Origin of the sequence: Nocardia colli, from assembly GCF_008704205.1 — a bacterium.
In the GTDB taxonomy this organism is placed as follows: domain Bacteria; phylum Actinomycetota; class Actinomycetes; order Mycobacteriales; family Mycobacteriaceae; genus Nocardia; species Nocardia colli.
In genome coordinates, this window is record NZ_VXLC01000015.1 from 270,309 (window position 1) to 294,258 (window position 23,950).

At 68.3% G+C, this 23,950-nt stretch carries 21 protein-coding genes; 8 read left to right on the forward strand and 13 right to left on the reverse strand.

The window, feature by feature from the left end:
• Positions 1 to 9: 9 nt before the first annotated feature.
• The 11 genes from F3087_RS28325 to F3087_RS28375 all read right to left on the reverse strand — a co-directional run bounded on the left by F3087_RS28325 (position 10) and on the right by F3087_RS28375 (position 11,435).
• Positions 10 to 1,311 carry a beta-ketoacyl-[acyl-carrier-protein] synthase family protein gene (locus F3087_RS28325; protein ID WP_150405101.1) on the reverse strand — a complete coding sequence of 434 codons (1,302 nt, stop codon included), beginning with the start codon at positions 1,309 to 1,311 and terminating at the stop codon, positions 10 to 12.
• Positions 1,308 to 1,796 carry a hotdog family protein gene (locus F3087_RS28330; RefSeq protein WP_150405102.1) on the reverse strand — a complete coding sequence of 163 codons (489 nt, stop codon included), beginning with the start codon at positions 1,794 to 1,796 and terminating at the stop codon, positions 1,308 to 1,310. Before F3087_RS28330 ends, F3087_RS28325 begins: the two co-directional genes overlap by 4 nt.
• On the reverse strand, positions 1,796 to 3,112 hold the full coding sequence (locus F3087_RS28335) for a beta-ketoacyl-[acyl-carrier-protein] synthase family protein (RefSeq protein WP_150405103.1): 1,317 nt from the start codon (positions 3,110 to 3,112) through the stop codon (positions 1,796 to 1,798). Before F3087_RS28335 ends, F3087_RS28330 begins: the two co-directional genes overlap by 1 nt.
• Positions 3,105 to 4,421 (reverse strand): beta-ketoacyl-[acyl-carrier-protein] synthase family protein, encoded by a 1,317-nt coding sequence (locus F3087_RS28340; RefSeq protein WP_150405104.1) that lies wholly within the window; start codon positions 4,419 to 4,421, stop codon positions 3,105 to 3,107. The genes F3087_RS28335 and F3087_RS28340 overlap by 8 nt, the downstream gene beginning before the upstream one ends.
• Positions 4,422 to 4,424: 3 nt before the next feature.
• Positions 4,425 to 5,069 carry an acyl carrier protein gene (locus tag F3087_RS28345; RefSeq protein ID WP_223885432.1) on the reverse strand — a complete coding sequence of 215 codons (645 nt, stop codon included), beginning with the start codon at positions 5,067 to 5,069 and terminating at the stop codon, positions 4,425 to 4,427.
• 63 nt (positions 5,070 to 5,132) lie between these two features.
• A complete protein-coding gene (locus tag F3087_RS28350; RefSeq protein ID WP_150405106.1) occupies positions 5,133 to 6,500 on the reverse strand; it encodes an aminotransferase family protein in 1,368 nt (455 codons plus the stop codon).
• 130 nt (positions 6,501 to 6,630) lie between these two features.
• Complete coding sequence (locus F3087_RS28355) at positions 6,631 to 7,401, reverse strand: class I SAM-dependent methyltransferase (protein ID WP_150405107.1); 771 nt, start codon at positions 7,399 to 7,401, stop codon at positions 6,631 to 6,633.
• A 6-nt stretch (positions 7,402 to 7,407) separates the two neighbouring features.
• Entirely contained in the window at positions 7,408 to 8,025 is a 618-nt protein-coding gene (locus F3087_RS28360) for an SRPBCC family protein (protein ID WP_150405108.1), read from the reverse strand.
• A 24-nt stretch (positions 8,026 to 8,049) separates the two neighbouring features.
• Positions 8,050 to 9,099 (reverse strand): FAD-dependent oxidoreductase, encoded by a 1,050-nt coding sequence (locus F3087_RS28365; protein ID WP_191094173.1) that lies wholly within the window; start codon positions 9,097 to 9,099, stop codon positions 8,050 to 8,052.
• On the reverse strand, positions 9,087 to 10,409 hold the full coding sequence (locus tag F3087_RS28370; protein ID WP_150405110.1) for an FAD-dependent oxidoreductase: 1,323 nt from the start codon (positions 10,407 to 10,409) through the stop codon (positions 9,087 to 9,089). The genes F3087_RS28365 and F3087_RS28370 overlap by 13 nt, the downstream gene beginning before the upstream one ends.
• Positions 10,410 to 10,421: 12 nt before the next feature.
• Positions 10,422 to 11,435: an AfsA-related hotdog domain-containing protein gene (locus F3087_RS28375; RefSeq protein ID WP_191094174.1), complete on the reverse strand. Its 1,014-nt coding sequence runs from the start codon at positions 11,433 to 11,435 to the stop codon at positions 10,422 to 10,424.
• A gap of 136 nt (positions 11,436 to 11,571) precedes the next feature.
• Here F3087_RS28375 and F3087_RS28380 point away from each other — a divergent pair, with 136 nt between their 5' ends.
• The gene (locus tag F3087_RS28380) at positions 11,572 to 12,531 is read left to right on the forward strand and encodes an ACP S-malonyltransferase (RefSeq protein ID WP_191094175.1); all 960 of its coding nucleotides are present in this window, start codon (positions 11,572 to 11,574) and stop codon (positions 12,529 to 12,531) included.
• A complete protein-coding gene (locus F3087_RS28385) occupies positions 12,528 to 13,802 on the forward strand; it encodes a wax ester/triacylglycerol synthase domain-containing protein (protein ID WP_150405113.1) in 1,275 nt (424 codons plus the stop codon). Before F3087_RS28380 ends, F3087_RS28385 begins: the two co-directional genes overlap by 4 nt.
• A gap of 5 nt (positions 13,803 to 13,807) precedes the next feature.
• On the opposite strand, the gene F3087_RS28390 is transcribed toward F3087_RS28385, so the two are convergent.
• Positions 13,808 to 14,932 carry an FAD-dependent oxidoreductase gene (locus F3087_RS28390; protein WP_191094176.1) on the reverse strand — a complete coding sequence of 375 codons (1,125 nt, stop codon included), beginning with the start codon at positions 14,930 to 14,932 and terminating at the stop codon, positions 13,808 to 13,810.
• A gap of 147 nt (positions 14,933 to 15,079) precedes the next feature.
• Between F3087_RS28390 and F3087_RS28395 the strand changes: the two genes are divergently transcribed.
• Positions 15,080 to 15,346 (forward strand): phosphopantetheine-binding protein, encoded by a 267-nt coding sequence (locus F3087_RS28395; protein WP_223885408.1) that lies wholly within the window; start codon positions 15,080 to 15,082, stop codon positions 15,344 to 15,346.
• Positions 15,347 to 15,353: 7 nt separating this feature from the next.
• Here the strand turns inward: F3087_RS28395 and F3087_RS28400 are convergent, their stop codons facing one another.
• On the reverse strand, positions 15,354 to 16,040 hold the full coding sequence (locus F3087_RS28400; RefSeq protein ID WP_150405115.1) for an FCD domain-containing protein: 687 nt from the start codon (positions 16,038 to 16,040) through the stop codon (positions 15,354 to 15,356).
• A 139-nt stretch (positions 16,041 to 16,179) separates the two neighbouring features.
• On the opposite strand from F3087_RS28400, the gene F3087_RS28405 reads away from it, so the two are divergent.
• The 5 genes from F3087_RS28405 (at position 16,180) to F3087_RS28425 (ending at position 23,909) form a co-directional block, all read left to right on the forward strand.
• Complete coding sequence (locus tag F3087_RS28405; RefSeq protein ID WP_150405116.1) at positions 16,180 to 17,295, forward strand: mandelate racemase/muconate lactonizing enzyme family protein; 1,116 nt, start codon at positions 16,180 to 16,182, stop codon at positions 17,293 to 17,295.
• Between the two features lie 15 nt (positions 17,296 to 17,310).
• Positions 17,311 to 18,645 carry a cation:dicarboxylate symporter family transporter gene (locus F3087_RS28410; RefSeq protein WP_150405117.1) on the forward strand — a complete coding sequence of 445 codons (1,335 nt, stop codon included), beginning with the start codon at positions 17,311 to 17,313 and terminating at the stop codon, positions 18,643 to 18,645.
• Entirely contained in the window at positions 18,645 to 19,820 is a 1,176-nt protein-coding gene (locus tag F3087_RS28415) for a mandelate racemase/muconate lactonizing enzyme family protein (RefSeq protein WP_150405118.1), read from the forward strand. The genes F3087_RS28410 and F3087_RS28415 overlap by 1 nt, the downstream gene beginning before the upstream one ends.
• 424 nt (positions 19,821 to 20,244) lie before the next feature.
• Entirely contained in the window at positions 20,245 to 22,029 is a 1,785-nt protein-coding gene (locus tag F3087_RS28420; protein WP_223885409.1) for a hypothetical protein, read from the forward strand.
• Between the two features lie 89 nt (positions 22,030 to 22,118).
• Positions 22,119 to 23,909 (forward strand): hypothetical protein, encoded by a 1,791-nt coding sequence (locus tag F3087_RS28425; protein WP_150405120.1) that lies wholly within the window; start codon positions 22,119 to 22,121, stop codon positions 23,907 to 23,909.
• Positions 23,910 to 23,950: the final 41 nt, after the last annotated feature.

The following is a 23,950-nucleotide window of genomic DNA, read 5'->3' on the forward strand; positions in this document are numbered from 1 at the left end:
ATCCCATCCTCAGACCGGTGCCATCGCGTCGCCGGCGGCGCGGCGCACCACGAGGGTGCCGTTCTGGCCGCCGAGGCCGAACGAGTTGGTCAGCGCCACATCCACCGGCAGCCGCCGGGCCGTGCCCGGCACGTAGTCGAGATCGCATTCGGCGTCGCGATGGCGATAGTTGACGGTCGGCGGCACGAGGGCGGTGCGCACGCTCAGTACGGTGCTGATGAACTCCACGGCCCCGCAGGCGGCGATGAGATGGCCGGTCATCGACTTGTTCGCGGTGATCGCGAGCCGGGTCGCGGCGCGGCCGAAGACGTGCTTGATCGCGGTGGTCTCCACCCGATCGTTGAGGATGGTCGCGGTGCCGTGCGCGTTGACCAGACCGACCTGATCCGGAGTCACCGCCGCGTCGGCCAGCGCCGCCCGCATCGCCAGCGCGGCGCCGTCGCCGTTCGGGTGCGGTTCGGTGAACCGGTGCGCGTCGAGCGAGCGGCCGAACCCGGCGACCTCGGCGTACCAGGGCGCCGATCGGCGACGGGCATGCGCCTCGGTCTCCAGCACGACCATGCCGGCGCCCTCGCCGACCACGAAACCGGTCCGGGTCGCGTCGAACGGGCGGCCGGTGCGGCCGGGCAGATTGTCGGTCGACGGTGCGCCGAGCGCGACGAGCCCGGCCAAGCCGAGCGGGTTGATCATGGAATCCATTGCGCCGCAAAGCACGACGTCGACGCCGCCGCGCCGGAGCAGGCGGAACGCGGTGCCGATGGCGTGGGCACCGGCCGCGCAGGCCGAGGTGATCACGGCGGTCGGCCCGGTGACGCCCAGATGCCCGGCGAGCAGGCCGATCACCAGGTCCTGCGGGTCGCGGATCAGCGAGACCGGATTGATCGTGGTCGGCCCGGCCAGCGGGGCCGGCAGCCGGAATCGGCCGTGGTCGTCGAGATGCCCGGCGATGTCGTCCATGCCGACGATGCCGAGGCCTGCGCCGAGCACCAGTCCGACCCGGTCGGTCGCGCGCACCGCGATCGGGCCGCCGGTCCGGGTCAGACCGCTGTCGGCGAGAGCCATAGCGCAGGCGGCGAGCGCGAACCGGGCCTGCCGGTCGGCGCGCAGCTCGGCCGGGAACGGGCCGTCCCAGTAGTCGTGCAGGTCGAATTCGGCGACCTCGGCGGCGATCCGGGTCGGCAGCGCGGACGCGTCGAACAGCGTGATCGGCCCCTCGCCCGACGTGCCTGCCACCAGGTTGGCCCAGAACTGGCGATGGCCGAGCCCGATCGGGGTAACCGCGCCGAGCCCGGTCACGACCACCCGGTTCACGGGGACACCGTCCCGCCCGGCACGGCCCGGATCCGGTCGAGTGACCAGCCGGAGTAGTAGCGGAACCGGTTTTCCTCGGCGGCGATCTCGGCCGGGTCGGTGATGTCCTGGAGCACATAGTTCAGCCGCGCGATGCGCGCGACGGGCCTGGTCTCGTCGTAGGCCGCGCAGCTGAGCTGTGCCCAGCGCTTGCTCAACCCGAGCATGCGCGCCTCGACCCGCACCGCCCGGCCCGGCGGGAGTTCGCCGACGATCTCGGCCCGATCGATGAGGCACAGGAACGCCGAGACGGTGAAGTCGGTGCTCAGATGGACCAGCCAGCCCGCGACCTGCGCCATCGATTCGAGCAGCAGCGAGCCGCTGAGCAGCCGGCGGCCCGCGTAGCCCGCGGCGAGATGGTCCTCGGTGAGCGAGACGTGTTTCACCGCGACCATGGACTCGCCCTTGCTCGCCTCCAGCACCCGGTCGTAGAGCAGGAATCGCATCACGTCCCCTTCGCCTCGAACGGACCGAACACGACGCACTCGCTCTGCCCACGGAACCCACCGGCCAGGCACGCCACGGCGGTGCCCGCACCCATCCGGCGCGGACCGTCGCACACCAGGTCCAACCCCGAATCCGGTTCGGGAAGACAAAGATTGGCGATCGCGGGCACCCGCCGTTCGGCCAGACTGTGCACGGCGAAGACGCTGTGCAGCGGCAGCGCGGCCGCCAGCGGGTGGCCGGTGGCGCCCTTGGCCGAGGTCACCGGGATATCGGGTGCGTGCCGGCCGAGCACGGCGCCGATCGCGGCCGCCTCGGCGGCGTCGCCCGACGGCAGTCCCGGCGCGTCGGCGTACACGCAACCGAGCCGGTCCGGGGTCAGCGCCGCGTCGTCGAGGGCCGCGGCGAGCGACTGTTCGATCGCCGTGCGCGGCGGGTGCGGTTCCGGCCCTGGCGGTACGCCGACCGCCGCACCGTGGCCGAGCACCTCGGCGAGCACGTGCGCGCCCCTGGCCCTGGCGTGCGCTAGCGTCTCGAGCACCAGTACTGCCGCGCCCTCGCCGGGCACCGTTCCGGTACGGTCCCGATCGAACGGCCGGCACGACCCGGACGCCGGATCGGTGGTCCGCGCGACGATGCCGAGGTACAGCAGGCGTTGCAGGGCAGACAGATTCAGCCGCGGGCTGACCCCGCCCGCGAGCATCACCTCGGCGTCGCCGTCCTGCAGCATGCGCAGTGCCGCGCCGATCGCCTGCCCGCCGGCCTCGCCGAACGGGCTGAACGAGGCGTTCGGCCCGTGCAGCCCGTACTGCATGGCGATCTGGCAGAGGGTGGCGTTGTTGAGCATCACGATGGAGACCATGGGCGAAATCGAGCGCCAGCCGGTGCGGCAGAACCGTTCGATGTCGAAGCCGGTCGGATCGTGCAGTGACCGGCGGGCGGCTAGTTCCAGGTCGGCGATGTCGTAGTCGATCATGGTGACGCCCAGCGTGATTCCGGTCACGTCGGCGTCGACGTTGCCCGGATGGATCTTGGCCGAGGTCATGGCCTGCCCGGTCGCGGCGAAGGCAAGGTGTGTGTGCAGCCGCATGCCCCTGGCGGCCTTGCGGTCGGTGATCCAATCTGCGGCGTCGATGCCGCCAACCTGTGCTGCGGCGAGTGGCCGGTCGCCGTCGGCGCGCAGCTCGAGGTCTTCGGCGAGCCTGCGCAACGGCGCGACGCCGGAGTCCCCGCGCAGCAACGCATTCCACTGCGATCGCGCATCGTTGCCGAGCGCGGACACCGCGCCGACGCCGGTCACCACCACGCGTTCAGCCATGGCCGTTGCCGTCCGCCCGGCCGGGCCAGCGGCGCAGCACGATGCTCGCGTTCTGGCCGCCGAACCCGAACGAGTTGCTCATCGCGACTCGAACCTCCTGCGCGCGAGCGGTATTCGGGACATAGTCCAGATCGCAGTCGGGGTCGGGGAATTCGTAGTTGATGGTGGGCGGAATCAGGCCGGTGCGCAGCACGTGCAGGCAGGTGACGCATTCGATCGCGCCCGCGGCGGCGATCGTGTGCCCGATCATCGACTTCTGCGAGCTGATCGGGATGGCGGCCGCCCGGTCGCCGAAAACCTTGTGCACGGCACGGGTTTCGGCGCGATCGTTGATCAGTGTCGAGGTGCCGTGCGCGCTGATGTAGTCGATGTCCTCGGCACGCAGCCCGCCGTCGGTGAGGGCGCCGGACATCGCCAGCACCGCGCCCGCACCGTGCGGCGGACTGTCGGTGATGCGGTAGGCATCACACGACGTGCCGTACCCGGCCACCTCGGCCAGCGGTTCGGCGCCGCGGCGCAGCGCGTGTTCGAGCTCCTCCAGCATCACGAAGGCGGCGCCCTCGCCCATCACGAAGCCGCAGCGTCTGCGATCGAACGGGCGACTCGCGGCCGCAGGGTGGTCGTTGAACCGGGTGGCCAGCGCGGTGAGCAGGTCGAACGAGGAGATCCCGAGGAAACTGAGCAGCGAATCACAGCCACCCGCTAGCACCGCGTCGGCGTCGCCCTCACGGATCCAGAGGGTGGCCTCGCCGATCGCCTGGGTACCCGACGCGCAGGTCGACGACACCGTCATGGTCGGCCCGGCCGCGCCGCACAGGTGGGCGAGCGCGGCCGCGCTGGCGTTCTTGCGCATGCTGTGCCGGTGCGTGGCCAGCAGGCCGGCGAACTCCGGGCCGGGACCCGTTGTCCCCGTGCCGATCCTGTGCTGGAGCAGCTCGTCCAAGACGCCGATGTCGTACATCTGGCCGGAGGTACCGACACACACCCCGAATCGCTGCGGAGGTGTATCGGTCAGTCCGGCCAGCCGATTCGTCGCGAGCCCGGCGGCGAGGCCGAGCCGGACCGAGCGGGGCGCCGATCGCGACAACGCTTCGGCGCCCGGCGGATACTCGGTTGCCGCGAGGAACTCGTCGTCGACCTCGGCCGCGACCTGGGAGCCGAGCCCGGAGGCGTCGAATCGGGTGGTGGTGCGAACTCCGGAGCGACCGTCGACGAAGCCACGGAAGGTCGTCTCGGCATCCGCGCCGAGCGGCGTCACCATCTCCGCCGCCGTGATGACCACCCGTCGCGGGTGTGCCTCGCCGGACACCGGTCACTCCGCGACGGCGTCGGCCGGGGCCGGTGCGGTCGCTGCCTCGGCTTCGGCCGCCTGCGCCCGGCTCTGCCGGACCAGTCGCGCCACCTCGTCGAGCTCGCGGATCTCCTCGAACCAGATCTGGTTCAGCTCGTCGCCCGGTATCGCGGTGAGTTCGGTTGCGCACCTGTCACATTCGGCGTGGAACTCGCCGTCCTCGTTGCGCAGGAACGTCCGGCCGCCGCCGCAGGCGTGGCACTGCTCCGGGATGGTGTCGAGCAGCCGCCGGCACAGCCCACCCCAGGTGTGCACCGTCCACAGGGCGGCCACGTCTTCGACGCGCATCCCGGGCTCGACCTTGCTCAGGTCGACCCCGAGGAGACGTTCGCGGACCAGATAGGCGCCCAGCGGGGTCAGCCTGCGCAGCGTGTCCACCGCCGCTCCGGCGCCGAACACATCCTCGGCCTGTTCGTTCAGGTCGTCGCGCGGCACCGAGATCGGCAGGAACTGCTCGAGCCGGAAGGTGATGTCCAAGAAGTCGATCGATTCCGCGCCGAGCTCCGGAATCAGTAATTTGTCCGACGTGACGTCGGCTGGTTCGACGGCGAGCGCCAATGCGACCGCGCTGCGTACGATGTCGTCGAGTTCGTCCGAACTCAGCATGGACCCCACGGCGTTCCTCCTCGGATCGGTGTACATGGTGGATTTGCTTGTGCGATAACGGGTTCAGCCTTTAGCCGTGAGCCGGGAGTACCTGGCCAGCACGCCGTCGAGGCGGCGGTAGAGCTCGTCGACCTCCTCGGTGGTGATGGTGAGCGGCGGGACGATGCCGATGGTTCCGCCGAGGCCCTCCGCGCCCTGGCTGCCGATGATCAGCCCGCTCAGCGCGAGCCGGTCCTCGATTACCTGCCATTGCTGTTGCGGGATAGGCTCTTTGGTGTCGCGGTCTTTGACCAGTTCGATCCCCATCAGCAATCCCGCGCCGCGAATGTCGCCGACGATCGGGTACTCGCGCAGATGCGCGAACTTGTCGAACAGGTACTTGCCGGTCTGGCGCACCTGATCGACGATGCCGTCGCGCTGCATGATGTCCAAGGTGGCCAGCGCCGAGGCGCAGCACAGCGGATTGCCGTTCGTGGTGCTGCCGGTCGCGATGAAACCATCTACGGCAGAGAGGAATTCGCGGTATACGTCGTCGTGCACGACGACGGCGCCGAATGGTAAATAGCCGCTGTTGATGCCCTTGGACAGGGCCATGAAGTCCGGTCGCACATCGAAGTAGTCGGCGCCGAACCATTCGCCGAGCCTGCCGAATCCGGTGATCACCTCGTCGTAGGCGAGCAGCAGGTCGTTGCGGTCGCAGATCTCGCGCAACCGCTCGTGATATTCGCGGGTCGGCACGATCGCGCCGCCGACCCCGAGCGCCGGTTCGACGAGCACGCCGGCGATATTCGCCGCTCCGAGCCGTTCGATCATCGTCTCGACCGCGTCGGCGCAGGCGAGCGTGCATGTTCCGGCGCAACCGGATTCGCATCGATACGCGTACGGCGAGGGTGCGTGATGGAAGCCGGGGGTCAACGGTTCGAACTGTCTGCGGAACCGGCGGAACGCGGAGCCGGTGGCGCTCAAGGCGCCGTAGGTGACCCCGTGATAGGCCCGATCCAGGGCGATCACGCCGAGCTTGGTGGTGTCCTCGCCGAAGCGCAGCCGCTGATATTGCCGCATCATCTTGATGATGGTTTCGTTGGCCTCGGAGCCGGTGGACGCGAAGAAGACAGTGTTCAGGCCGTCGGGGGTCACCGCGGCCAGCCGGCGGGCGTACTCATCGGCGGCCCGATGCGTGGCCCGCTCGATGGGGAAGTACAGCAGCTTGCCCGCCTGCTCGCGGATCGCCGCGATGATCTCGGGGTGGGCACCGCCGAGGCTCAGATTGCACAGTCCGCCGAATGCGTTGAGATAGCGGTTGCCCTCGGTGTCCACCACCCAGACGCCCTCGGCCGAGGCGATGCTGATGCCGCGCCGGCGAAAGCCGCGCATGTTGGTGAATCCGTGCCAGAATGTCGAATCGGTCTCCGCCGCAATCTGATTCGGCATGACACTCCTCGCGTCGCCAGTTCTGGAAAACGGACCGGAGGGAAAGATGTTCCGGGCGAACCGGTTCCGTCTGAGACGACGATAACCTTGGGTACGGCCCTGTTTCCTCGGCCGAATGGTCACACCTGGCTCAACACTTGGTGGAGGTGACCGTGCCGCTCCGCTGAGTATCGAGTGGCCGATCGGGCCCGGCGGTCAAAATGGCGAGGTCCCATCCGGCGCGTCGGCAGGTGAGTCCGGCGGCGGTGGCCTCGGCGACGATGGTTCGCATTTCGAGCGCCCACCACTGCACGGTGCTCACCGACTCCCGCACGGTCCGCCCGTCCTGCACCACCCGGCACATCGTGGTCAGTTCGATCCGTCCCGGGTCGGTGGGGCGTGAACCGAGCCAGATCTCGTGGTGTCGCACGCCGAATCGCGCGACGCCGACCCGAATCGGCCGGACGGTGCGGGTGGCGGGAAACGGCGCGGCGTCCACGACCGCCCGGCAGCCGGGGGCCAGCCGGTCGGCGAGCAGTCGCCACAACGCGTGCCGATCGTCCGGCGTGAGATATCCGAGCACCCCGCACGCGACCATGCCGCCGATCTGGTCGGGCAGCGTGGTTTCCGCGAGGGTGCCCGCGGCGATGGTCACCCGCGGTGCCAGCCCGTTCGCCTGTACCCGGCTCGCGAGTGCGGCGCGCATGGCCGGGGAGGGCTCGATAGCCAGGATCGGGACCGTGGCCAGCGCGGCGCCGATGATCGCGACGACCAGGCCGGTGCCGGCGCCGACATCCACGATCGGCGAATTCGTTTGTACGGCAGCGGACATGGCCTTAGTCAAGGCGGCGGCCCGCGGCTTCCAATAGGGCCGTCCGGCGATGTCGTAGAACTCCGCCGCAGCACCGTAGTTGTCGGCCACCACGGATCACCGCCCGGCGCTGGGCGCGAGCCGCAAGCGGTGTTCGAGAATCTTCTGCATATTGCGCAGCTCCAGCACATCGCAGGCGTGGAACAGCGGCCACATCGACCCGGGCCATACCCGGCCGCGGCGCGGGGAAAGCTGCGGATACGGATTCTTGTCGTAGTACGGGTGCCGCCAGATCGTCCACGAGACCAGCGCGCCGCCGCGGCGCTGCACGTGGCGGGCGGAGAGCACCCGGCCGCAGAACACCATCCACAGGTCATCGCCCTGATCGAACGCCGACTCGTAGTCGACGGTGCCGACCTCGCGATTGCCGGTGATGCGCAGGTGGATCGTGGTCTCCGGGTCGGTGGCGTCCACGCCGACGTAGCGGCCGGTGTCGCCGTCGGGGCGGAAATCGCGCATGCTGTAGGTGAATTCCTCGACGCTGCGGATATCGAGCAGATAGTCGTAGAGGACCTCGGGCGGACAGTCGACGTGCTGATGCACGGTATACACCTCGGGGTCTGCGCCCGCGCGTAGCTGCCTGGTCAACGCGATCAACCGGCTGGTGGCGTCGGCGCGCGAGACCGTCTCACACCGGAAGAGTCCGGGGATATCGTCGAGCGGTGTGCGGGTCATGGGTCCTCCCTCGGCGAGTGGGCGCTACAGCGGGGTGCTGTTCCAGCGGTTGAGCATCATCACCTCGCCGAACACCCGGGCTCGATGCTGTTCCGCGTCGATCCGGGGCATCCGGCGGCGGGCGAACCGGGTGAGGGCGGTGTCGATGTGCGCCGCGTCGACGCGCACCAGTTCGTCATCGAGCACCGCCGCCGATTCCATCGCCAGCGAGGCGCCGATGCCGGTGCTCGGCACCAGGCCGGCGGCGGCGTCGCCGAGCAGCACGATCCGTCCTCGAATCCACTGGGGGACGGTGACTTCCACCAGATCGAGGCTCTCGACCCGGTCGGCGTCCGGCAAGGTGCGCAGGATCAGGCACTCGTCGGCGCGGCGCGGATCGCGCGGCGGCCAGTGCCCGGCGGCCGGGTCCGCGCCGTCGAACGAGCCGGCGATCGCGACGAAGCAGGCGACCCGATCCTGGGTCGGATACGCGGAGATGATCCGCCGCAGCCCCCAGGTCTCGTGCAGCTCGCCCGGCGGGGTGACGTCGCGATGCGCCCACCACCACCAGATCCGCCAGCCGAACCGGTGTTCGGCGGTGCGCAGCTCCGCCTGCCTGCGGGTGCGCGAGCGCATGCCGTCCGCGCCGACGACCAGGTCGTAGTCGCGCTCGCGGCCGTCGTCGAACCGGACCCGTACGGTCGAGCCGATCTGGCGCATCCGATCCACCTCGGTCTCCAGATCGACCGGTGTACCGCCGTTGGCCGACTCGAGGATGGCGAGCAGCTCGGCGCGCGGAGCCGCGCGGGGCAGCCCGTGGCAGGCGTCGATGCGTTCGAGATCGAAGGTGCGCAGGATCGTGCCGTCACGATCGTGCACGACGTAGCGCCGCAACGGCACGCTCAGATCGATGAAGGAGTTCCACAGCCCGAGCCCGTGCAGGATTCGACTTCCGGCCGGCCACAACGCGATCGCGTATCCGGTGGGGCTGTAGCTGCCGATGGTGTCGATCACGGTGGGGCGCAGTCCGCGTTGGCGCAGCCGCGCGGCGAGGGTGAGTCCGGCGATGCCGCCGCCGACGATCAGGATTCGCACCCGACCGGTCCCTGACGTGTGGTCGAAAGCACGGCGGCGGCAGCGTTTTCGCCGGAGCGGCAGCACGCCTCGACCGAGGCGCCGAGCAGGTAGTCGCCGGCCAGGGCGATGCCGGTGAGCGGGGCGAACGCGTCGGACAGCGCGTCGAGGAAGTCGCCGTGGTGCGGCAGGTAGCCGCAATAGGCGTGTGGCCAATGACGAATCGCCGCAGCGGTTCTCGGCTGAGGTACGGTCCCGAGGTGGGTGCGCAACTGGTGCTCGGTGTCGGTGACCAGGCCGAGCACGTCGGCGTCGGCGGGATCGGTCAACCTGCCGTGTTTGCCCGAGAAAGTATATCGGACAACATTTCTCGTATCCTTGCCGTAGCTGCCCGCGTTGCTGCACGGCTGGTCGTCGAGTGCGATGGCGCGGACATCCGCGGCGAACACGTCGTGTGTGTAGCGCACCACCGCGACCGTGGCCGGGAAGTAGCGCACCGAGTGCAGCAGTCCGGCAACGGTGTCCGACAACGGCGCGAGCAGCGGTGCCGCCGCATGGGCTGGGGTGCAGACGGCGACGGCGTCGTAGCGTGCCTGGGTGGCGCGCCCGCCCGCGTCGAACAGATGCAGGACAACGCCGCCGTCGAGCCGGGTGATGCCGGTAACCGTTGTGCGATAGCGGATCTCGACCAGGTCCGCGATGCGCGCCAGCAGGGTGGACAGCCCGGTGGTCGGCTGATCGAAGGTGTCGATCAGCATGCCCATGTTGGTCGGAAAGTTGCCGTAATAGGCCTCATCCGGCTCGGCGCCGTTCATCCGGACCGTGATCGGCCGCAGGAAGTTGGCGCTCGTGCGCTTGCCGAAATGCGCCGACAGCGGCCGATCGTCGTGGCGCCCGAGCTTTCTCGCGAGATCGGAGCCGAGGAACCGGGCCTGGTCCGCGGACTTCACCTTCCTGGCGATGCGGTCGAGGGCGGTCAGGTCCCGCCAATCACACATCCGCAGAATCCCGTTCATCGTCGTGACCCGGTTGTCGCTGTCGAGGCGGACCAATCGGCCCGCGACCACCCGGGAGGTGTTGATGCCGAAAGGCTCATATCCGGTGCCGCCGAGCAGTGCCAGCAGCGCCCGGAATCGGGTGTAGCGGCGCCCGATGTTCTTGCCGCCGAGCAGTATTTCGCCATCGCCGAGTTCGGCGACACCGAGCCGCCCACCGATTCGATCGTCGCGTTCCAGGATCTCCACCGCGCAGCCCGCGCGATGCAGCGCGAGCGCGGCGGCGATACCGCAGACCCCGGCCCCGACCACCGCGACTCGCTCCGGTGTGCTCACCTGGTTCTCCCGTCAGCCCGAACCGGTTTCGTCGAGCACGGCGAGGGTGATGACGCCGAGCGACTCGCCCGCCTGGTCGAAACCGACCCGCACCCGATGCCGCCGACCGGGGCCGGGGTCGCTGGAATCGGTGATCGTGGCCCGGCAGTCGGTGCGTAACTCAGGTTCGCAGAAATTGCCGAAATCGACGTCACAGCCGACGATCACGGCCCGGCGCGGGTCGGTGCCGCGGTGTTCGGACAATGTGGCCAGGCAGGCCTGCCTGGCCGCCTCCAGCAGCAACATGCCGGGCACGTGATCCATCGGATGGTCGAAGAACACCGGATGCGTCGGATCGAAGGTCAAGTCGCACTCGATGCTGTCCTCGCCGCTGGCAATCTCGTTGGCGAGCAAGATATTCCGCGACTGGCCTCGCCCGGCTCGGTTCGGGGCGAGCAGGGTGACCTGGTCACGCGGGCGCGCCGGTTCGGGGCCGAGCGCGAGCGTCTTCGTCCGTGCGCGTTCGCGAATGTATTCGTAGTAGTGCAGCGGCAGCGGCAGCCATCGGCCGCCGGCCCGCCCGCATTCGTGGCCGTCGACAATGATGGTCACCGGGTGCTGCGCCAATCGCTCGGAGGTGCGCGCGTTGACGATGGTCACCACGCGCGCCGGATCCGGACCGGCGCGCAGCCGTTCAGGTGCGAAGACGTCGATGCGCATATCGCGAAAGACCAGGAACTGGTTGTCCGGCACGTTCACGAACTGGTGCGCGACATACTCGGTCACCTGCCGGGTGACCTCCATGATCGCGATCGTATCCAGGTAGTCCGGATTGCCGTTGTCGTTGAAGAGCATATGGCTGCGCGGGAGCATGGCGGCGACGGCCCATTCGCGTTTGCCGATGACCGCCGCGTCGGTGAGGAAGACCTCGTTGACCGCGGCGCGATGCACCAGCGAGCGCGGCACCGTCTGCTCGAAGCTCAACTGCGCGAGCGCCGTTCGGTCGGCATCCGGCGCGGGGCGGGTGGTCACTGCGGTTTCGTCCACGGTTGCCTCTCCGGGATACGCGACTCGAACTACGGCGAGCGTATCGACGGGATCGGCCCGGATCATCGTGCGTTCGCTGAAGCGATCTCAACGTCTGACCGAATACCGATGCGGCAGCGAGCGATACGGTCGAGCTGTGCTCGATAGCGACGACAGGGTGAAAGTGCCGACCCGGTCCGGCGAGCCGACCGGATGCGCGTTGATCTTCCCGGGGCAAGGCGCGCAGCGACCCGCCATGGGGGATCGATGGCGAGACACGCCGCAATGGCGGATCGTCTGCGAGGTCTCCGAATGGACCGGCTACGACCTGGCCGAGCTGATGTTGCGCACCGGTGAACAACGTTTGCGCCGTACGGATTCGGCGCAGTTGTCGGTCTTCACCATGTCGCTGATGGCCATGGACTATCTGACCGAGCACGGCATGGTCGGCCCGGTGCGCGCGTGCGCCGGGCACAGCCTGGGGGAGTACACGGCATTGGTGGCGGCGGGCGCGCTGACACCGGCGACCGGTGCGCGGCTCATCGCGGCGCGCGGCGCGGCGATGCGCGCGGCCACCCGGCAGCGACCGGGGACGATGGCCGCGGTCCTCGGCGCGGGCAGCGACACCGTCGAAGCGCTCACGGCCGCGGTCCGGGTCGCTGGCGCTCAGGTGTGGGTGGCCAATGTGAACGGGCCGCGGCAGGTTGTCGTGTCCGGCACCGTCGACGGGGTGGCGGCGGTGGCCGAGGAGGCCCGGAAATCCCGGCTGAAAATCGTGCGGATTCCCGTCGACGGCGCGTTCCACACGCCGCTCATGGCCGCCGCGGCACCGCCGTTGCGCGACGCGCTGGCCGCGGCCGAATTCCGGCCGAGCGGCATTCAGGTGGTCGCGAATGTGGATGCGGGGCTGTACACCGCCGAGCGGTGGCGGGAGCTGGCCGAGCGGCAACTGACCGCGCCGGTGCGCTGGACCGCGGTGATCCGTCGACTGACCGACCTCGGCTGTGCGCGGCTGATCGAGGTCGGGCCGAGCCGGGTGCTCGCGAAATCCATCGGGCGCGGCGAGTCGGCACCGGCGGTGCGGTACTTCGGCTACCCAGGGGAGCTCGGCACATGAAGCCGCGGCAACGGTGGGCGGACCATCGCCGGAATCGGCTGAGCGAGCTGGACTGTGTGCATCTGCGCCTCGACAGCACCGGGCATCCGATGCACTGGATGCTCGGCTTGCAACTCGAACCCGGGGACCCGGTGACGCTCGAACAGTTGCGTGCGCGCGTGGCGAGTCGCGCTCGCGCGCACGAGATGTACCGGCTGTGCCTGCCGGAGCACTTGGGTCGGCGACCGAGATTTGTTCGGGCAGAGGTAGATCCGCGGGAACGCGTGCAGGCGGCCGTGGTGCGCGACGGGGATGCGCTGTCGCGCTTGATAGAGCGGCTCATGGCCACGCCGATGACCCGTATCGCGCCGCTGTGGGACATCATGTTGGTCGACGAGCAGGACCGGAGGAGCCAGACGGTCCTGCTGCGGGTGCAGCACTGCCTGAGCGACGGCTTGGCCGGGCCGGGCTTCGCCGCGCTGGTCGTGGACGCGACGGCCGCCGACTTCGCCAGATTCGTCACCGCGCCGCGGTTTCCGTTCACCCGGTCCCTCACCTGGCGGACCTGTATTGAGGTGCCGCGGCAATATCGCGCCGCGCGTACGGTGCGCCGAGTCGGGCGAGTGCTGCCGTTCCCGCCGCAGAACTGCGTGCGGCAGATCGCGACATTCGCCATTCCGCTGTCGCGGCTACGCCGGAACGCGGCCGTGGCCGCCGGGTCGAGCACCGAGTATCTGCTGGCGAGCGCCGCCGAGGCCTATCAGCGGGTGGCGTCACGCGGTCCGGGGGACGTCCTGCGAATCATGCTGCCGGTAACGCTCGACGAGGAGCTGCGCCACACCGGCAATGCCACCGCGTCGGCGTTCCTCGACCTGCATATGTCGGGCACACGGATGACCGATCGGGTCCGGGCGGTACGGGAGCAGCTGGCCGCCATCGACCCGGTGGCACAAGCCAGGGCGCTCGCCTCGGCCGGCGTGGATTTGCAGTATCTGCCGTGGCGGGCGCAGACCAGGTTGATGGCGCGGATGGTGCGCGACACCTGCCAGCTCAGCGTGAGCATCACGCCGGGATTTGCCCGGCAGCACAGGATATTCGGCCGTGCCGTGACCGGCACGTTGCCGCTGTCGCCGCTGATGGCCGACGAACTCATGGTCACCACCCTGATCCTGCGTGATCAGTTGAGCGTCGGCGTGGTCGCCGATCCGCGGGTATTGCCCTGTGCGCTGGCAGAATTCGCCGATGAACTGCGGGAGCTGCTGTTCGAGGCCGGTGAACCGTTGTCGCGGTAGCCGATTCATGGGTTCCAGCGGGTGATCTCCGAGATCACCGCGTTCTCCGGCAGCGCGCGCACCATGGCGTTGCGCACGGCGGTGCCGAACCTGGTGCGGCGCAACATCACCGGAATCAACCACCGCGACCGATTCTGCACCGCGTCGACCCTGGCGCGGCGACGGAGCACGTAGCGCCGCAGCGCGTCGGGCACCTGGGCCGCCTCGACCTTCGACAGCTCCTCGGCCAGGACCAGCGCGGACTCCATCGCCATCGACGCGCCGACACCCGCCGTCGGCAGGAAGGCCGCGCCCGCGTCGCCGAGGAGCACCACTCGGCCGAACCGCCAGTCCCGCATGCGCAGATCGGCCAGATCGAAACAGCCGACCCGGTCGAGGTCGTCGAGCGCGTCGAGCATCCAATCCCGCTGCCCGGCAACGCCGTACAGTCGATCGCGAAGCTGCGCCGGGGTCGCGGGGGCGTCCGTGGCGCGCAGCGCGGCCGCGCAGCCGACCGGTCCGGTGGTCGGGTTGTAGCCGAAATATCGTGCAGTGCCCCAGAACTCGTGCGATTCGTCGGGCGCGACGCCGATGCCCCGCGTCCACCAGGTCCACAGCCGCAGACCCGTGCGGCGCATCGGCACGTCACCCGCGACCAGTCCGCGGAGGCCGGAATCGATGCCGTCCGCGCCGACCACCACGTCGAATTCGGCGCTCGCACCGTCGTCGAAGCGGGCGAGGACCACGTGCCCGTCCTGTTCGATACTCGTCACGGTCCGGGCCATCTGCACCTCGGTGCCCCCGGCGTAGGATCCGAGCAGCTCGATCAGCTCGGCTCGGCGCAGCGCGCGCGGGACACCGTCACCGAGGTGGCCGCGAAAGTCGAAGTCGCGCAACCGGGCACCGCCGTCGACGTGCGTCGAGTAGGTATTGATCGGGACCGTGAGCGCGTCGAACCGGCGGCCCAGGCCCAGATGCTCGACCACCAGGCGGCCCATCGGCCACAGCGTGATCACATATCCGACGTCCCCGTACCGCGCCACCCGCTCCACGACCGTCGGTTCGATTCCGTTGCACCGCAACGCCGCGGCCAGGGTCAGGCCCGCGATGCCACCGCCGACGATCAGGACTCGCGGCGCGCTCGTCCTCATGGCGGCGAGTCTATTTCGGCGAGGCGATGGGCTCATCGGCCGAACGTTGATCTGTGCTCGACGCCGGTCGCAACCACGCCGTTCGTTGAGACCCACTCGGATCATTCGATCCAAGACCCCTCCGGCACCGGTCATTACGCTCGAATCGTGTCCGATCACACGCTGCCGATCGTGCTCGATATCTTCGAGACCGACCTCGGCATGGACGTCCGGCAACCCGATCCCGGGACCATCCTGCTCGGCGACCTGGGCTTCGATTCGGTCGCCGTCGCGATCGGGACCGTTGCCATCGAGGAACGCCTCGGTGTCCGGTTGACCGTGCGTCAGTTGCTTTCCTGCTGGACGGTCGCCGACATCGTCGAAGCCGTCGACGCAGCGTTGCCGGTCGCGGCGCCCGACTACCGCGGCGAGTAGGCGCGGGTCAGTCGTGCAGCGCGGCGAGCATGCGCTCTTTGCCGGAAAGGATGTGGGCCTCCATCAGCCGGCCCGCGGTCACGGTATCGCCGGCGGCGATGGTGTCCAGGATTTCGCCGTGCTGGCAGTTGGAAACGGTTCGGGCGGCGTCGGATTCGAGGCCGTGGCGGCGGAACAGGTGCAGTTCCTTGGAGACGTCGTCGTAGAGATCGGCCAGGCGGGGATTGCCGGACAGGGCGACCAGGGTGCGGTGCAGGTCGACATTGCGCGGGTAGTAGTCGTCGACCGCGGGGACGGCGGCTTGCAGCTGTTCGACCTTGGCGCGCAGCTCGGTCAGTTGCTCGGGGGTGATGCGTTCGGCGGCGAGGCGACCGGCCAGGCCGAACAGGCTGGCGCGGATGTCGTAGAGCTGGGCGGCCTCGGCGACCGAGACCTCACGCACGAACATCCCTCTGTTGGTGCGGAATTCGACGAGCTTGCCGCGTTCGAGTTGGCGCAGCGCCTCGCGCACCGGGCCGCGGCTGACGCCGAGCCGCGCGGCGAGTGAGGACTCGTTGATCCGGTCGCCGCCGCTGAGCGCGCCCGCGATGATCAGCTGCTCGAGTTCCTCGGCGATCACCTGCAGGAGCGAACTGGACTGATGTTCGGCCACTCGCCGTTGCAGTGCGGTCATCGCCTGCGTCTGTTCGGTCATCACCGTCGCTCCCTCGCCCACACCCGCCAACAGCTCCGCAGTTTCGCATAGTGAACAGTCAATTGCAAATCGTTGACAGTTGACGATTTCCGCGCGCAGACTCACTGCACCGTCCACAAGTGAGAAGAAGGAGGACGGAATGCAGATCAAAGACATCCGGGCCAGCGTGCACACCACCTCGATCGACGTACCGCTATTGAGCGAGCGGGTCGACGGCTACGGCCGCGAGGAGCAGCGCGAGTTCGTGTTCTGCGAGGTGGAGACCGACGAGGGCCTGACCGGCGTCGCCCTGACGGGGCACTTCTTGGCCAGGGCGGTGGTGGTCGCGCTGGAGCGGCACTTCCTGCCCGCGGTGGTCGATATGGATCCGCGCGAAGTCGAGGCGATTCATCAGAAGGTCTGGCGGACCTTGAATCCGCGCACCATGACGGGCGTCGTGTCGAGTGCCCTTTCGCTGCTGGACATCGCGCTGTGGGATATCCAGGGCAAGGCGGCCGGGCGCTCGGTCGCCAGTCTGCTCGGTGGCGCGCGCACCGAGGTTCCGGTGTATGTGACGTTCGGCTTCCCGCAGTACGACCGCGAAACCCTCTGTGCCGCAGCGCAACTGCAACTAGACCAAGGCGTCACCGCGTTGAAGCTGGTGGTCGCGGTGGACCAGGGTGGCTGGCGCGAGGACGCGGTGCGCATCCACGCGGTCCGCGCCGCGGTCGGCCCCGACATCGATCTGATGATCGACGCCAACTACCTGTTCACCCCTACCGAGGCCGCGTGCCTGTGCCGCGCCGTCGAGGACGCGAACCTGACCTGGTTCGAGGAGCCGCTGCACCAGAACGACGCCCGGGCGCTGGCGGATCTGCGGCGGCACACCAGGATTCCGCTGGCCGCCGGGCAGATGGAAGGGCATCGATGGCGGCTGCGTGAACTGGTCGAGCACCAAGCCGTGGACATCCTGCAACCCAATGTCTGCTACTGCGGCGGGTTCACCGAGGCCCGCAAGGCCGCGCATCTCGCGCAGATCTACAACCTGCCGCTCGCGCACGGCGGCGGCTGGCCGCTGTTCAACCTGCACACGCTGGCCGGGCTGATGAACGGCTGGATTCTCGAATGGCACCTCGGCATGGTGCAGGTCGGCGAACTGCTGTTCCCGGACGCCCCTAAACCGGTGGACGGACGAATCACCGTGCCGGACAAGCCAGGTCTAGGCCTGACGGTCGATCGCGCGGCGTTGCGCGACACCCTCGTTCGTGATCTGTGATGTGCGGCGATTCCCATGAGCGACACAGCAATCGCGGCCACGCCGGAGTCGACGACCTCGCATCCCCGGTGGCGCAGGCTGGCCACCAACACCAGCTTCCAGGTGCTGGTCGCGGCGATCCTCGCGGCCGTCTTCGGCATCGTCGCGCCGGACGCGGCGGCGAGCATGCAGCCGATCGCGAAGGCGTTCATCGCGCTGATCCAGATGCTCATCGCGCCGATCGTCTTCCTGGTGATGGTCACCGGGATCGTCGCGACCGGCGGGATGAAGGCGGTGGGCCGGATCGCGGCGCGGGCGCTGCTCTACTTCGAGATCGTCACCACGGTGGGCATGCTGCTCGGGCTGCTCGCGGTGAACCTGTTCCGGCCCGGCGCCGGGGTCGCGCCGCCGGCGCACGCCTCCGGTGACCTGTCCAGCTATGTGAACGGCGGCGCGGACCACAACTCGTTCGGCGAATTCCTCTCGGAGATGGTGCCGGACAATGCGGTCAACGCGTTCGCCACCGGCAGCATCATCCAGGTGCTGATCTTCGCGGTGCTCTTCGCCATCGCGTTGATCAAGCTGCCGGATCGGATCTCCCAGCCGATCGTGGACGGCTGCGCCAAGCTCAGCGACGTGTTCTTCCGGATGATCGGCATGATCATGCTGCTCGCCCCGATCGGCACCTTCGGCGCGGTGGCGGCGACGGTCGGCAAGTACGGGCCGGAAACCCTTACCGCACTGATGAAGCTGGTGGCGGTCTCCGCGATCGCGCTGGTGGTCTTCGTCGTGGTGATCCTCGGCGGGGTCTCGCTGCTCGCGGGCTTCTCGCTGTGGCGGCTGATCAAGGTGCTGCGTAAGGAGTTCGCGGTGGTGCTCGGCACCTCGTCCTCGGAAGCCGTACTGCCGCAACTGATGCAACGACTGGAGCAGGTCGGCTGCCGTCGCAGCGTGATCGGTCTCGTTGTGCCGACCGGGTTCTCGTTCAACCTGGACGGGGTGGCGGTCGTGGTGCCGATCTGCGTGGTCTTCATCGGCCAGGTGTATGGCATCCCGCTCGGCTTCGGCGATCAGCTCGGGTTGTTCCTGATCTTCCTGGTGCTGTCCAAAGGCACTGCCGGAGTGAGCGGTTCGGCCTTCATCACGCTGGCCAACACGGTGGCCGCGACCAGCCTGGTGCCCGTCGCCGGACTCGCCCTCGTGCTCTCGGTCGACCGGTTCCTGTCGCTGATGCGCGCTTTGACCAATGTCCTCGGCAACGCGGTCGCGACGGTCGTCATCGCGCGGTGGGAACCCGACGGCCTCGACCGCGAACTCGCCGCTCGAACCATCGGGCTGTCCCGCCCGAAAACCACAGTAGGAGAGAAGTAATGCCCCGAATCGTCGCTATCCACGAGGGTGTCGTACCGATCAGTTCCTCGATGAGCAACGCGTTCATCGACTTCAGTGCGATGGACTGCTCCATCGTCGCGGTGGTCAGTGACGTGATCCGGGACGGCGCACCGGTCGTCGGCTACGGCTTCAACTCCAACGGCCGCTACAGCGCGGGAGAGATCTTGCGCCGCCGCATCATTCCGCGATTGATGCAGGCCGACCCGGACGAACTGCTGACCGAAGACGGCGCCGCCATCGATCCGGCGGTGGCGTGGAATCTCATGCTGCGCAACGAGAAACCGGGCGGGCACGGCGAACGGTCGGTCGCGGTCGGCGTGGTCGACATGGCGCTGTTCGATCTTGCCGCCAAGCTCGCCGGGCTGCCGCTATACAAGTGGCTCACCCGGCACTACGGGCTCGGCGCGCCGGATGACGACGTGTTCGTCTACGCGGCCGGCGGCTACTACGCGCCGAACAAGGGACTGACCCAGCTCCAGGAGGAGATGCGCGGCTTCCTCGACCAGGGCTACGACGTGGTGAAGATGAAGATCGGCGGCGCGAGCCTGGCCGACGACGTCAAACGAGTCGAGGCGGTGCTCGACGTGCTCGACGGCGACGGATCGCGGCTGGCCGTGGACGCCAACGGCCGATTCGACCTCGACACCGCGCTCGAGTACGGCCGCGCGCTCGCCCCGTACGGCCTGTTCTGGTATGAGGAACCCGGCGACCCGCTCGACTTCGCCCTGCACGCGACGCTGTCCGAGCGATACCCCGGCCCGCTGGCCACCGGCGAGAACCTCTTCTCGCTGCCGGACGCCCGCAACCTCATCCGCTACGGCGGCATGCGCCCGGACCGCGACTACCTCCAGTTCGACCCGGTGCTCGGCTACGGCCTGGTCGAATACCTGCGGATCCAGGACATGCTGCGGCAGCACGGCTGGTCCTCGCGCCGCTGCATCCCGCACGGCGGCCACCAGTTCTCCCTGCACATCGCCGCGGCGCTGCGGCTCGGCGGCAACGAGTCCTATCCCGGCGAGTTCCAGCCGACCGGCGGTTTCGCCGACGCCGCCGTGATCGGGCACAGCCGGCTGCGGCTCACCGACACACCCGGCATCGGCTTCGAAGACAAGGCTGAACTGCACCGAGTCTTCCGGGCGCTGCACACGGGGTAGCGCCTCCCCGCCACTGGGCCGCCGACCGGTTAAGATCAACGCGGCCCATGTGGACGTGGCGGCGTCCCTGGGTGTACGGGGAAGTGGCCCGCCCAGCGACAGATCGACCTTCCGTTGGGCGGGCCACACACCGGAACCGCCCTCCTGCTCGCGCGCCGCTGAACGTGTTGTGGCGCAGCGGTCGACCCGCGTCGACGATTCCCTTCCGCGGCCGTATTGACCGATCGCCGAAGCACATTCGTGCCCCACCACGCCCGTTTCGCCTGGTTGGGGCGCCGTGCATGTGCACTATTGCCGATCGGAATCTTTCTGAACTATGTCAATGGTGGCTGTCTGGGTCGCAGTGGTGTGCTCGTTCCAGACGACGCGGTCGATAGTTCTCGGCTGCCGTCGTGCCGTTCGAACACACGAGAGGAGCCGATTCGTGGCTTCGGTTGCACGCTCGGTCCGGGATGGACTGCGCTGGTCGGTTCTGCTGGCGGTCGTCACGGCGGCGGCGGGAGCGTTGGTGCCGGTGGGAGCCGCTTCGGCGGCGGAACCGGTGCCGGTCAGCGTCGCGGCAGATCGTCAGGAGCGGGTGCTCGAGACGCGCGATGGCGTGATCGTCTCGCAGGTGAGCTATCTGCTGCCGCTGCCAGCTGGAGCACCCGCGCATCCCGCGGCCTGCGATCGGGCCGGATATCTGCGCTACCGCGTGGTCGGCAGTCCGGAGAACTCCGCCGACGCCGACCATGTGATCGTGCAGCAGCCTGGTGCGATCGGCGGCGCGGTGAACAACGACAGCGTCGCCGCCAACACGGTGGTCGCGGCGAAGGCTTCAGGGCAGAACGTCGAGTTCTGGGCGTTGGCGCGCCGCAGCTCATGCCTGGATGAGACGACGGGTTTCGACTACGCGTTGCGAACCGGCAATTACCTCGACGCGGTCGACTACTACTTCAACCACAAGCCGATCGACGGGCAGGTGTTCGGCGGGTTCAAGGAATCGCCGGATCTGGCCGTGCTCGATGGCATGGGCATGGAGCGGATCATTCGCGACGAGTACGAGCTGATGCTCGCCGAGATCCCGGATCAGGCTGTGCGGCAACGGAAGTACGTGTGCACGGGGATCTCGCTGGGCGGCCTGGTCACCGGGTTCTTCGCGGACTGGGACTTCGACGGCAATCCGGCGACCACCAGCGACGCCGGCTACAACCAGTGTGCCGCGTTCGCCGCGCAGGACACGATGATCACCTCGGATCCGGTGGCGATCCAGAACACGCCGTTCCTGCACGATCTCACCAATGCGATAGTCGGCCCGACCAACGATGTGGTGAAGGCCGTCGCGAATGTCGGTGTGCTGCCGCGCTCGCTCGTCTCGCTGCCGATCATCGGCGCGCGGACGTTCATGATCTACCGGCTGGCCGGGCTCGCCGCGCATCTGGAACCAGACGCGGAAAGTCAACTGCTGGCGCATCTTCCACATGACCTGGATATCGACGCCACGCTCGATTTCATGTTCTCCGGGTCGCTGACCTCGTTCGCCACCAACGGTGCGGACGGTTCCGGCAGCATGCGCGACTTCCGGTTCACCAACACGGCCTTGCTCGGCGAGTTCATCGACAACAACTCCGGCAACTTCGCGCTGTTCCAGCAGGGTGTGGGGGCGCTGGCGGGTGGACCGGTGTCGGAGAAAACCTTTCCGGTGCCGGGCTCGGTCACCCAGGTTCCGCTGCTCGGCGGATTCCTGCGCGCGATCGCCGGTCCGCAGCCGCGCGTTCGCCCGACCGATCGCGACGCGCTCTACACCTGGCGCAATTACGACGACGTGCGCGGCGTGCCCTACACCTCGCCCAACCACGAGGCCTCCGATATCCGGGACGCGGCAAGGCAACTCGGCACCGGTGGCCCGTACGCGTACTGGGAGACCTACTTTCCGGCTCGGCTGTTCATCGATATCGGCGCAGGCTACGGCGGCGCGCGCAGCGGTGACATGACGAACCTGCGTTACCGCAATATGGCGCGGACCAAGCCCAGCTATATCGCTTACGCCGGTGACGGTTTCGTGCAGCAGGGCGTCGGCATCGTCGTACCGCCGCCGCCCACCGCGCAGGTGGTGACGCTGCCGGGTTACAGCCACGTCGACACGATCGGTGCGGCGCGCGTACAGAACGACGGCAAGCCGGACGCCAGCGCGCAAAGCCTGGCCGACTTCGTGAAAACCCTTGGATGACAACACATAACGGAACCACGCAGACCGGAAAGCGGGGAGCGATGCGGCTCACCAGTCGGATCAGATTGATGCTGGCCACGGCGATGTCGATGGCTATCACGGCGGTACTGATTGTCGCCGGCCTATCGGTGCCCATATCGACTGCCGCACCTGCGGTCTCGGTGGGGGCGGACCGGGCGGAAATCAGCCCGGTGACCGGTGATCCGGCGCTCGGCGACGATGTCGAGGCGAGCTATGTGCGGCTGCATTATCCGAGCCCGTACTCCACGATGACGCATCCGGAAGCCTGCGACTGGATCTCGTTCGTGCGGTATCGGTCCAAGAAGGGGCCGGAGCAGACGTCCGAGGCGGACGCGGTGCTGAGTGTGCAACCCGGCACCTTCTCGGGTGCGGCGAACATGAATCCGCAAGGCCCGCAGGTGGTTCGGAAGGCCGCGGCGACCGGTAAGTCGGTCGAGTACATATCGCTGGATCGGCGGGCGAACTGTGCCGAGGATCGCACCGGTTGGGAAGCCGCGGACAAGGCGGGCGACTATCACGTCGCCGCGGACTACTACTTCGGCGGTAAAGCGATCGACGGCAAGTCGTACCGCTACCAGACCCCGCAGGACCTGAACTATCTCGGCGAATACGGCCTGGCGCTGACCATGGACGACTGGCGGGTGGTGATCGAATATCTGCTGCCCGATCCCGGTACCCGGACCAAGAGCTTCTGTGGCGGTCATTCGTTGGGCGCCTTCCTGACCGGGCCGATGATGGCGTGGGACTTCGACCAGAACGCGGCGACCACCGAGGACGCGGGCTTCAACCTGTGCGGTGGCGGCATCATTCCGGAAGACGGTTTCGCCATGACCGATCCCGCCGGGTTCGCGGGAGCGCCGCCATTGGACATGTTCTTTTCCGCCGTCGGCGGTGCGGTGAAGAACGGCGTGGATTGGTTGTTGAAGAACGGTCTGGGTGTCGCGCAGTGGCCGGTGCTCGCGGCCAGCGAGATCATGAACGCCTATCAGCTGGCTGGCATGGCCGCGGACCAGAACCCGGACGGCGAAAGCGATTTGAAGAGTCTGGTGCCCGCTGATCTGCGCACCGAACCGTGGATGCGGGCGTTCTATGGCAAGGACTATCTGGACCTGTTCACCGGCCAGAATCTGCCGCGCGATTTCCGGCTCACCAATACCGCGGCACTGGGCATGCTGTTCGACCAGAACTCGGCGGAGTATGTCCTGCAGGCGGGCCTCGGCTATTACGACTGCCCGACGGTCGGCAAGACCTATCCGATTCCCAACGGACTCGCCTCGGTGCCGATCCTCGGACCGACCTTGTTCATCATTCCGCTGCGCGTCGGTTACGGCCAGAACTACACCCCGGTCGACCACAACCAGCTCTGCGGCTGGAAGAACTACGACCGGATGCCCGCCGCCACCATCGACGGAATCGATCCGGTCCGCGGCCAGCCGACCGACCGTGACCACGAGGTCACCGACATTCGTCAGTTCGCCCGGGCGATGAACCCCGGCGGGCAGCCGACCGACTTCTTCGAGGAGTACACCCCGCTGCGCATCATCACCGACACGATCTTCGCGCTCGGCCTCGGCCGCGACGGTGAGCTACGGCAGTTGCAGAACCGCAGCGGCGGCATCCTGAACTTCCTGCTGCACGGTGACCGCTGGCAGAGCACCCCTTCGGCGCGGCGCAACCTCACCCTGCTCTCGGGTGACTCGCCGTTGCAGAACGCGGGCTACGGCGGCATCCTGCCCGCCAACGCCAAAATCATTCCGGGCTACCGCCATTACGACGTGGTGACCGCCGCGGAACGGCAGAACAACGGCATGCCGGAGATGGCGAGCAGTCTGATCGCGAACTTCATCACCCAGCCGTGAGGTGACCGCCGAAGGGGCGCCGGCATTTTGGTGGAAGTGCG

Coding starts and splice junctions, on each gene's coding strand:
- F3087_RS28330 (WP_150405102.1), bottom strand. CDS start 1,796: ATGCGATTCCTGCTCTACGACCGGGTGCTGGAGGCGAGCAAGGGCGAG.
- F3087_RS28335 (WP_150405103.1), bottom strand. CDS start 3,112: ATGGCTGAACGCGTGGTGGTGACCGGCGTCGGCGCGGTGTCCGCGCTC.
- F3087_RS28345 (WP_223885432.1), bottom strand. CDS start 5,069: ATGCTGAGTTCGGACGAACTCGACGACATCGTACGCAGCGCGGTCGCA.
- F3087_RS28350 (WP_150405106.1), bottom strand. CDS start 6,500: ATGCCGAATCAGATTGCGGCGGAGACCGATTCGACATTCTGGCACGGA.
- F3087_RS28360 (WP_150405108.1), bottom strand. CDS start 8,025: ATGACCCGCACACCGCTCGACGATATCCCCGGACTCTTCCGGTGTGAG.
- F3087_RS28385 (WP_150405113.1), top strand. CDS start 12,528: ATGAAGCCGCGGCAACGGTGGGCGGACCATCGCCGGAATCGGCTGAGC.
- F3087_RS28390 (WP_191094176.1), bottom strand. CDS start 14,932: ATGAGGACGAGCGCGCCGCGAGTCCTGATCGTCGGCGGTGGCATCGCG.
- F3087_RS28400 (WP_150405115.1), bottom strand. CDS start 16,040: ATGACCGAACAGACGCAGGCGATGACCGCACTGCAACGGCGAGTGGCC.
- F3087_RS28405 (WP_150405116.1), top strand. CDS start 16,180: ATGCAGATCAAAGACATCCGGGCCAGCGTGCACACCACCTCGATCGAC.
- F3087_RS28410 (WP_150405117.1), top strand. CDS start 17,311: ATGAGCGACACAGCAATCGCGGCCACGCCGGAGTCGACGACCTCGCAT.
- F3087_RS28415 (WP_150405118.1), top strand. CDS start 18,645: ATGCCCCGAATCGTCGCTATCCACGAGGGTGTCGTACCGATCAGTTCC.
- F3087_RS28425 (WP_150405120.1), top strand. CDS start 22,119: ATGGCTATCACGGCGGTACTGATTGTCGCCGGCCTATCGGTGCCCATA.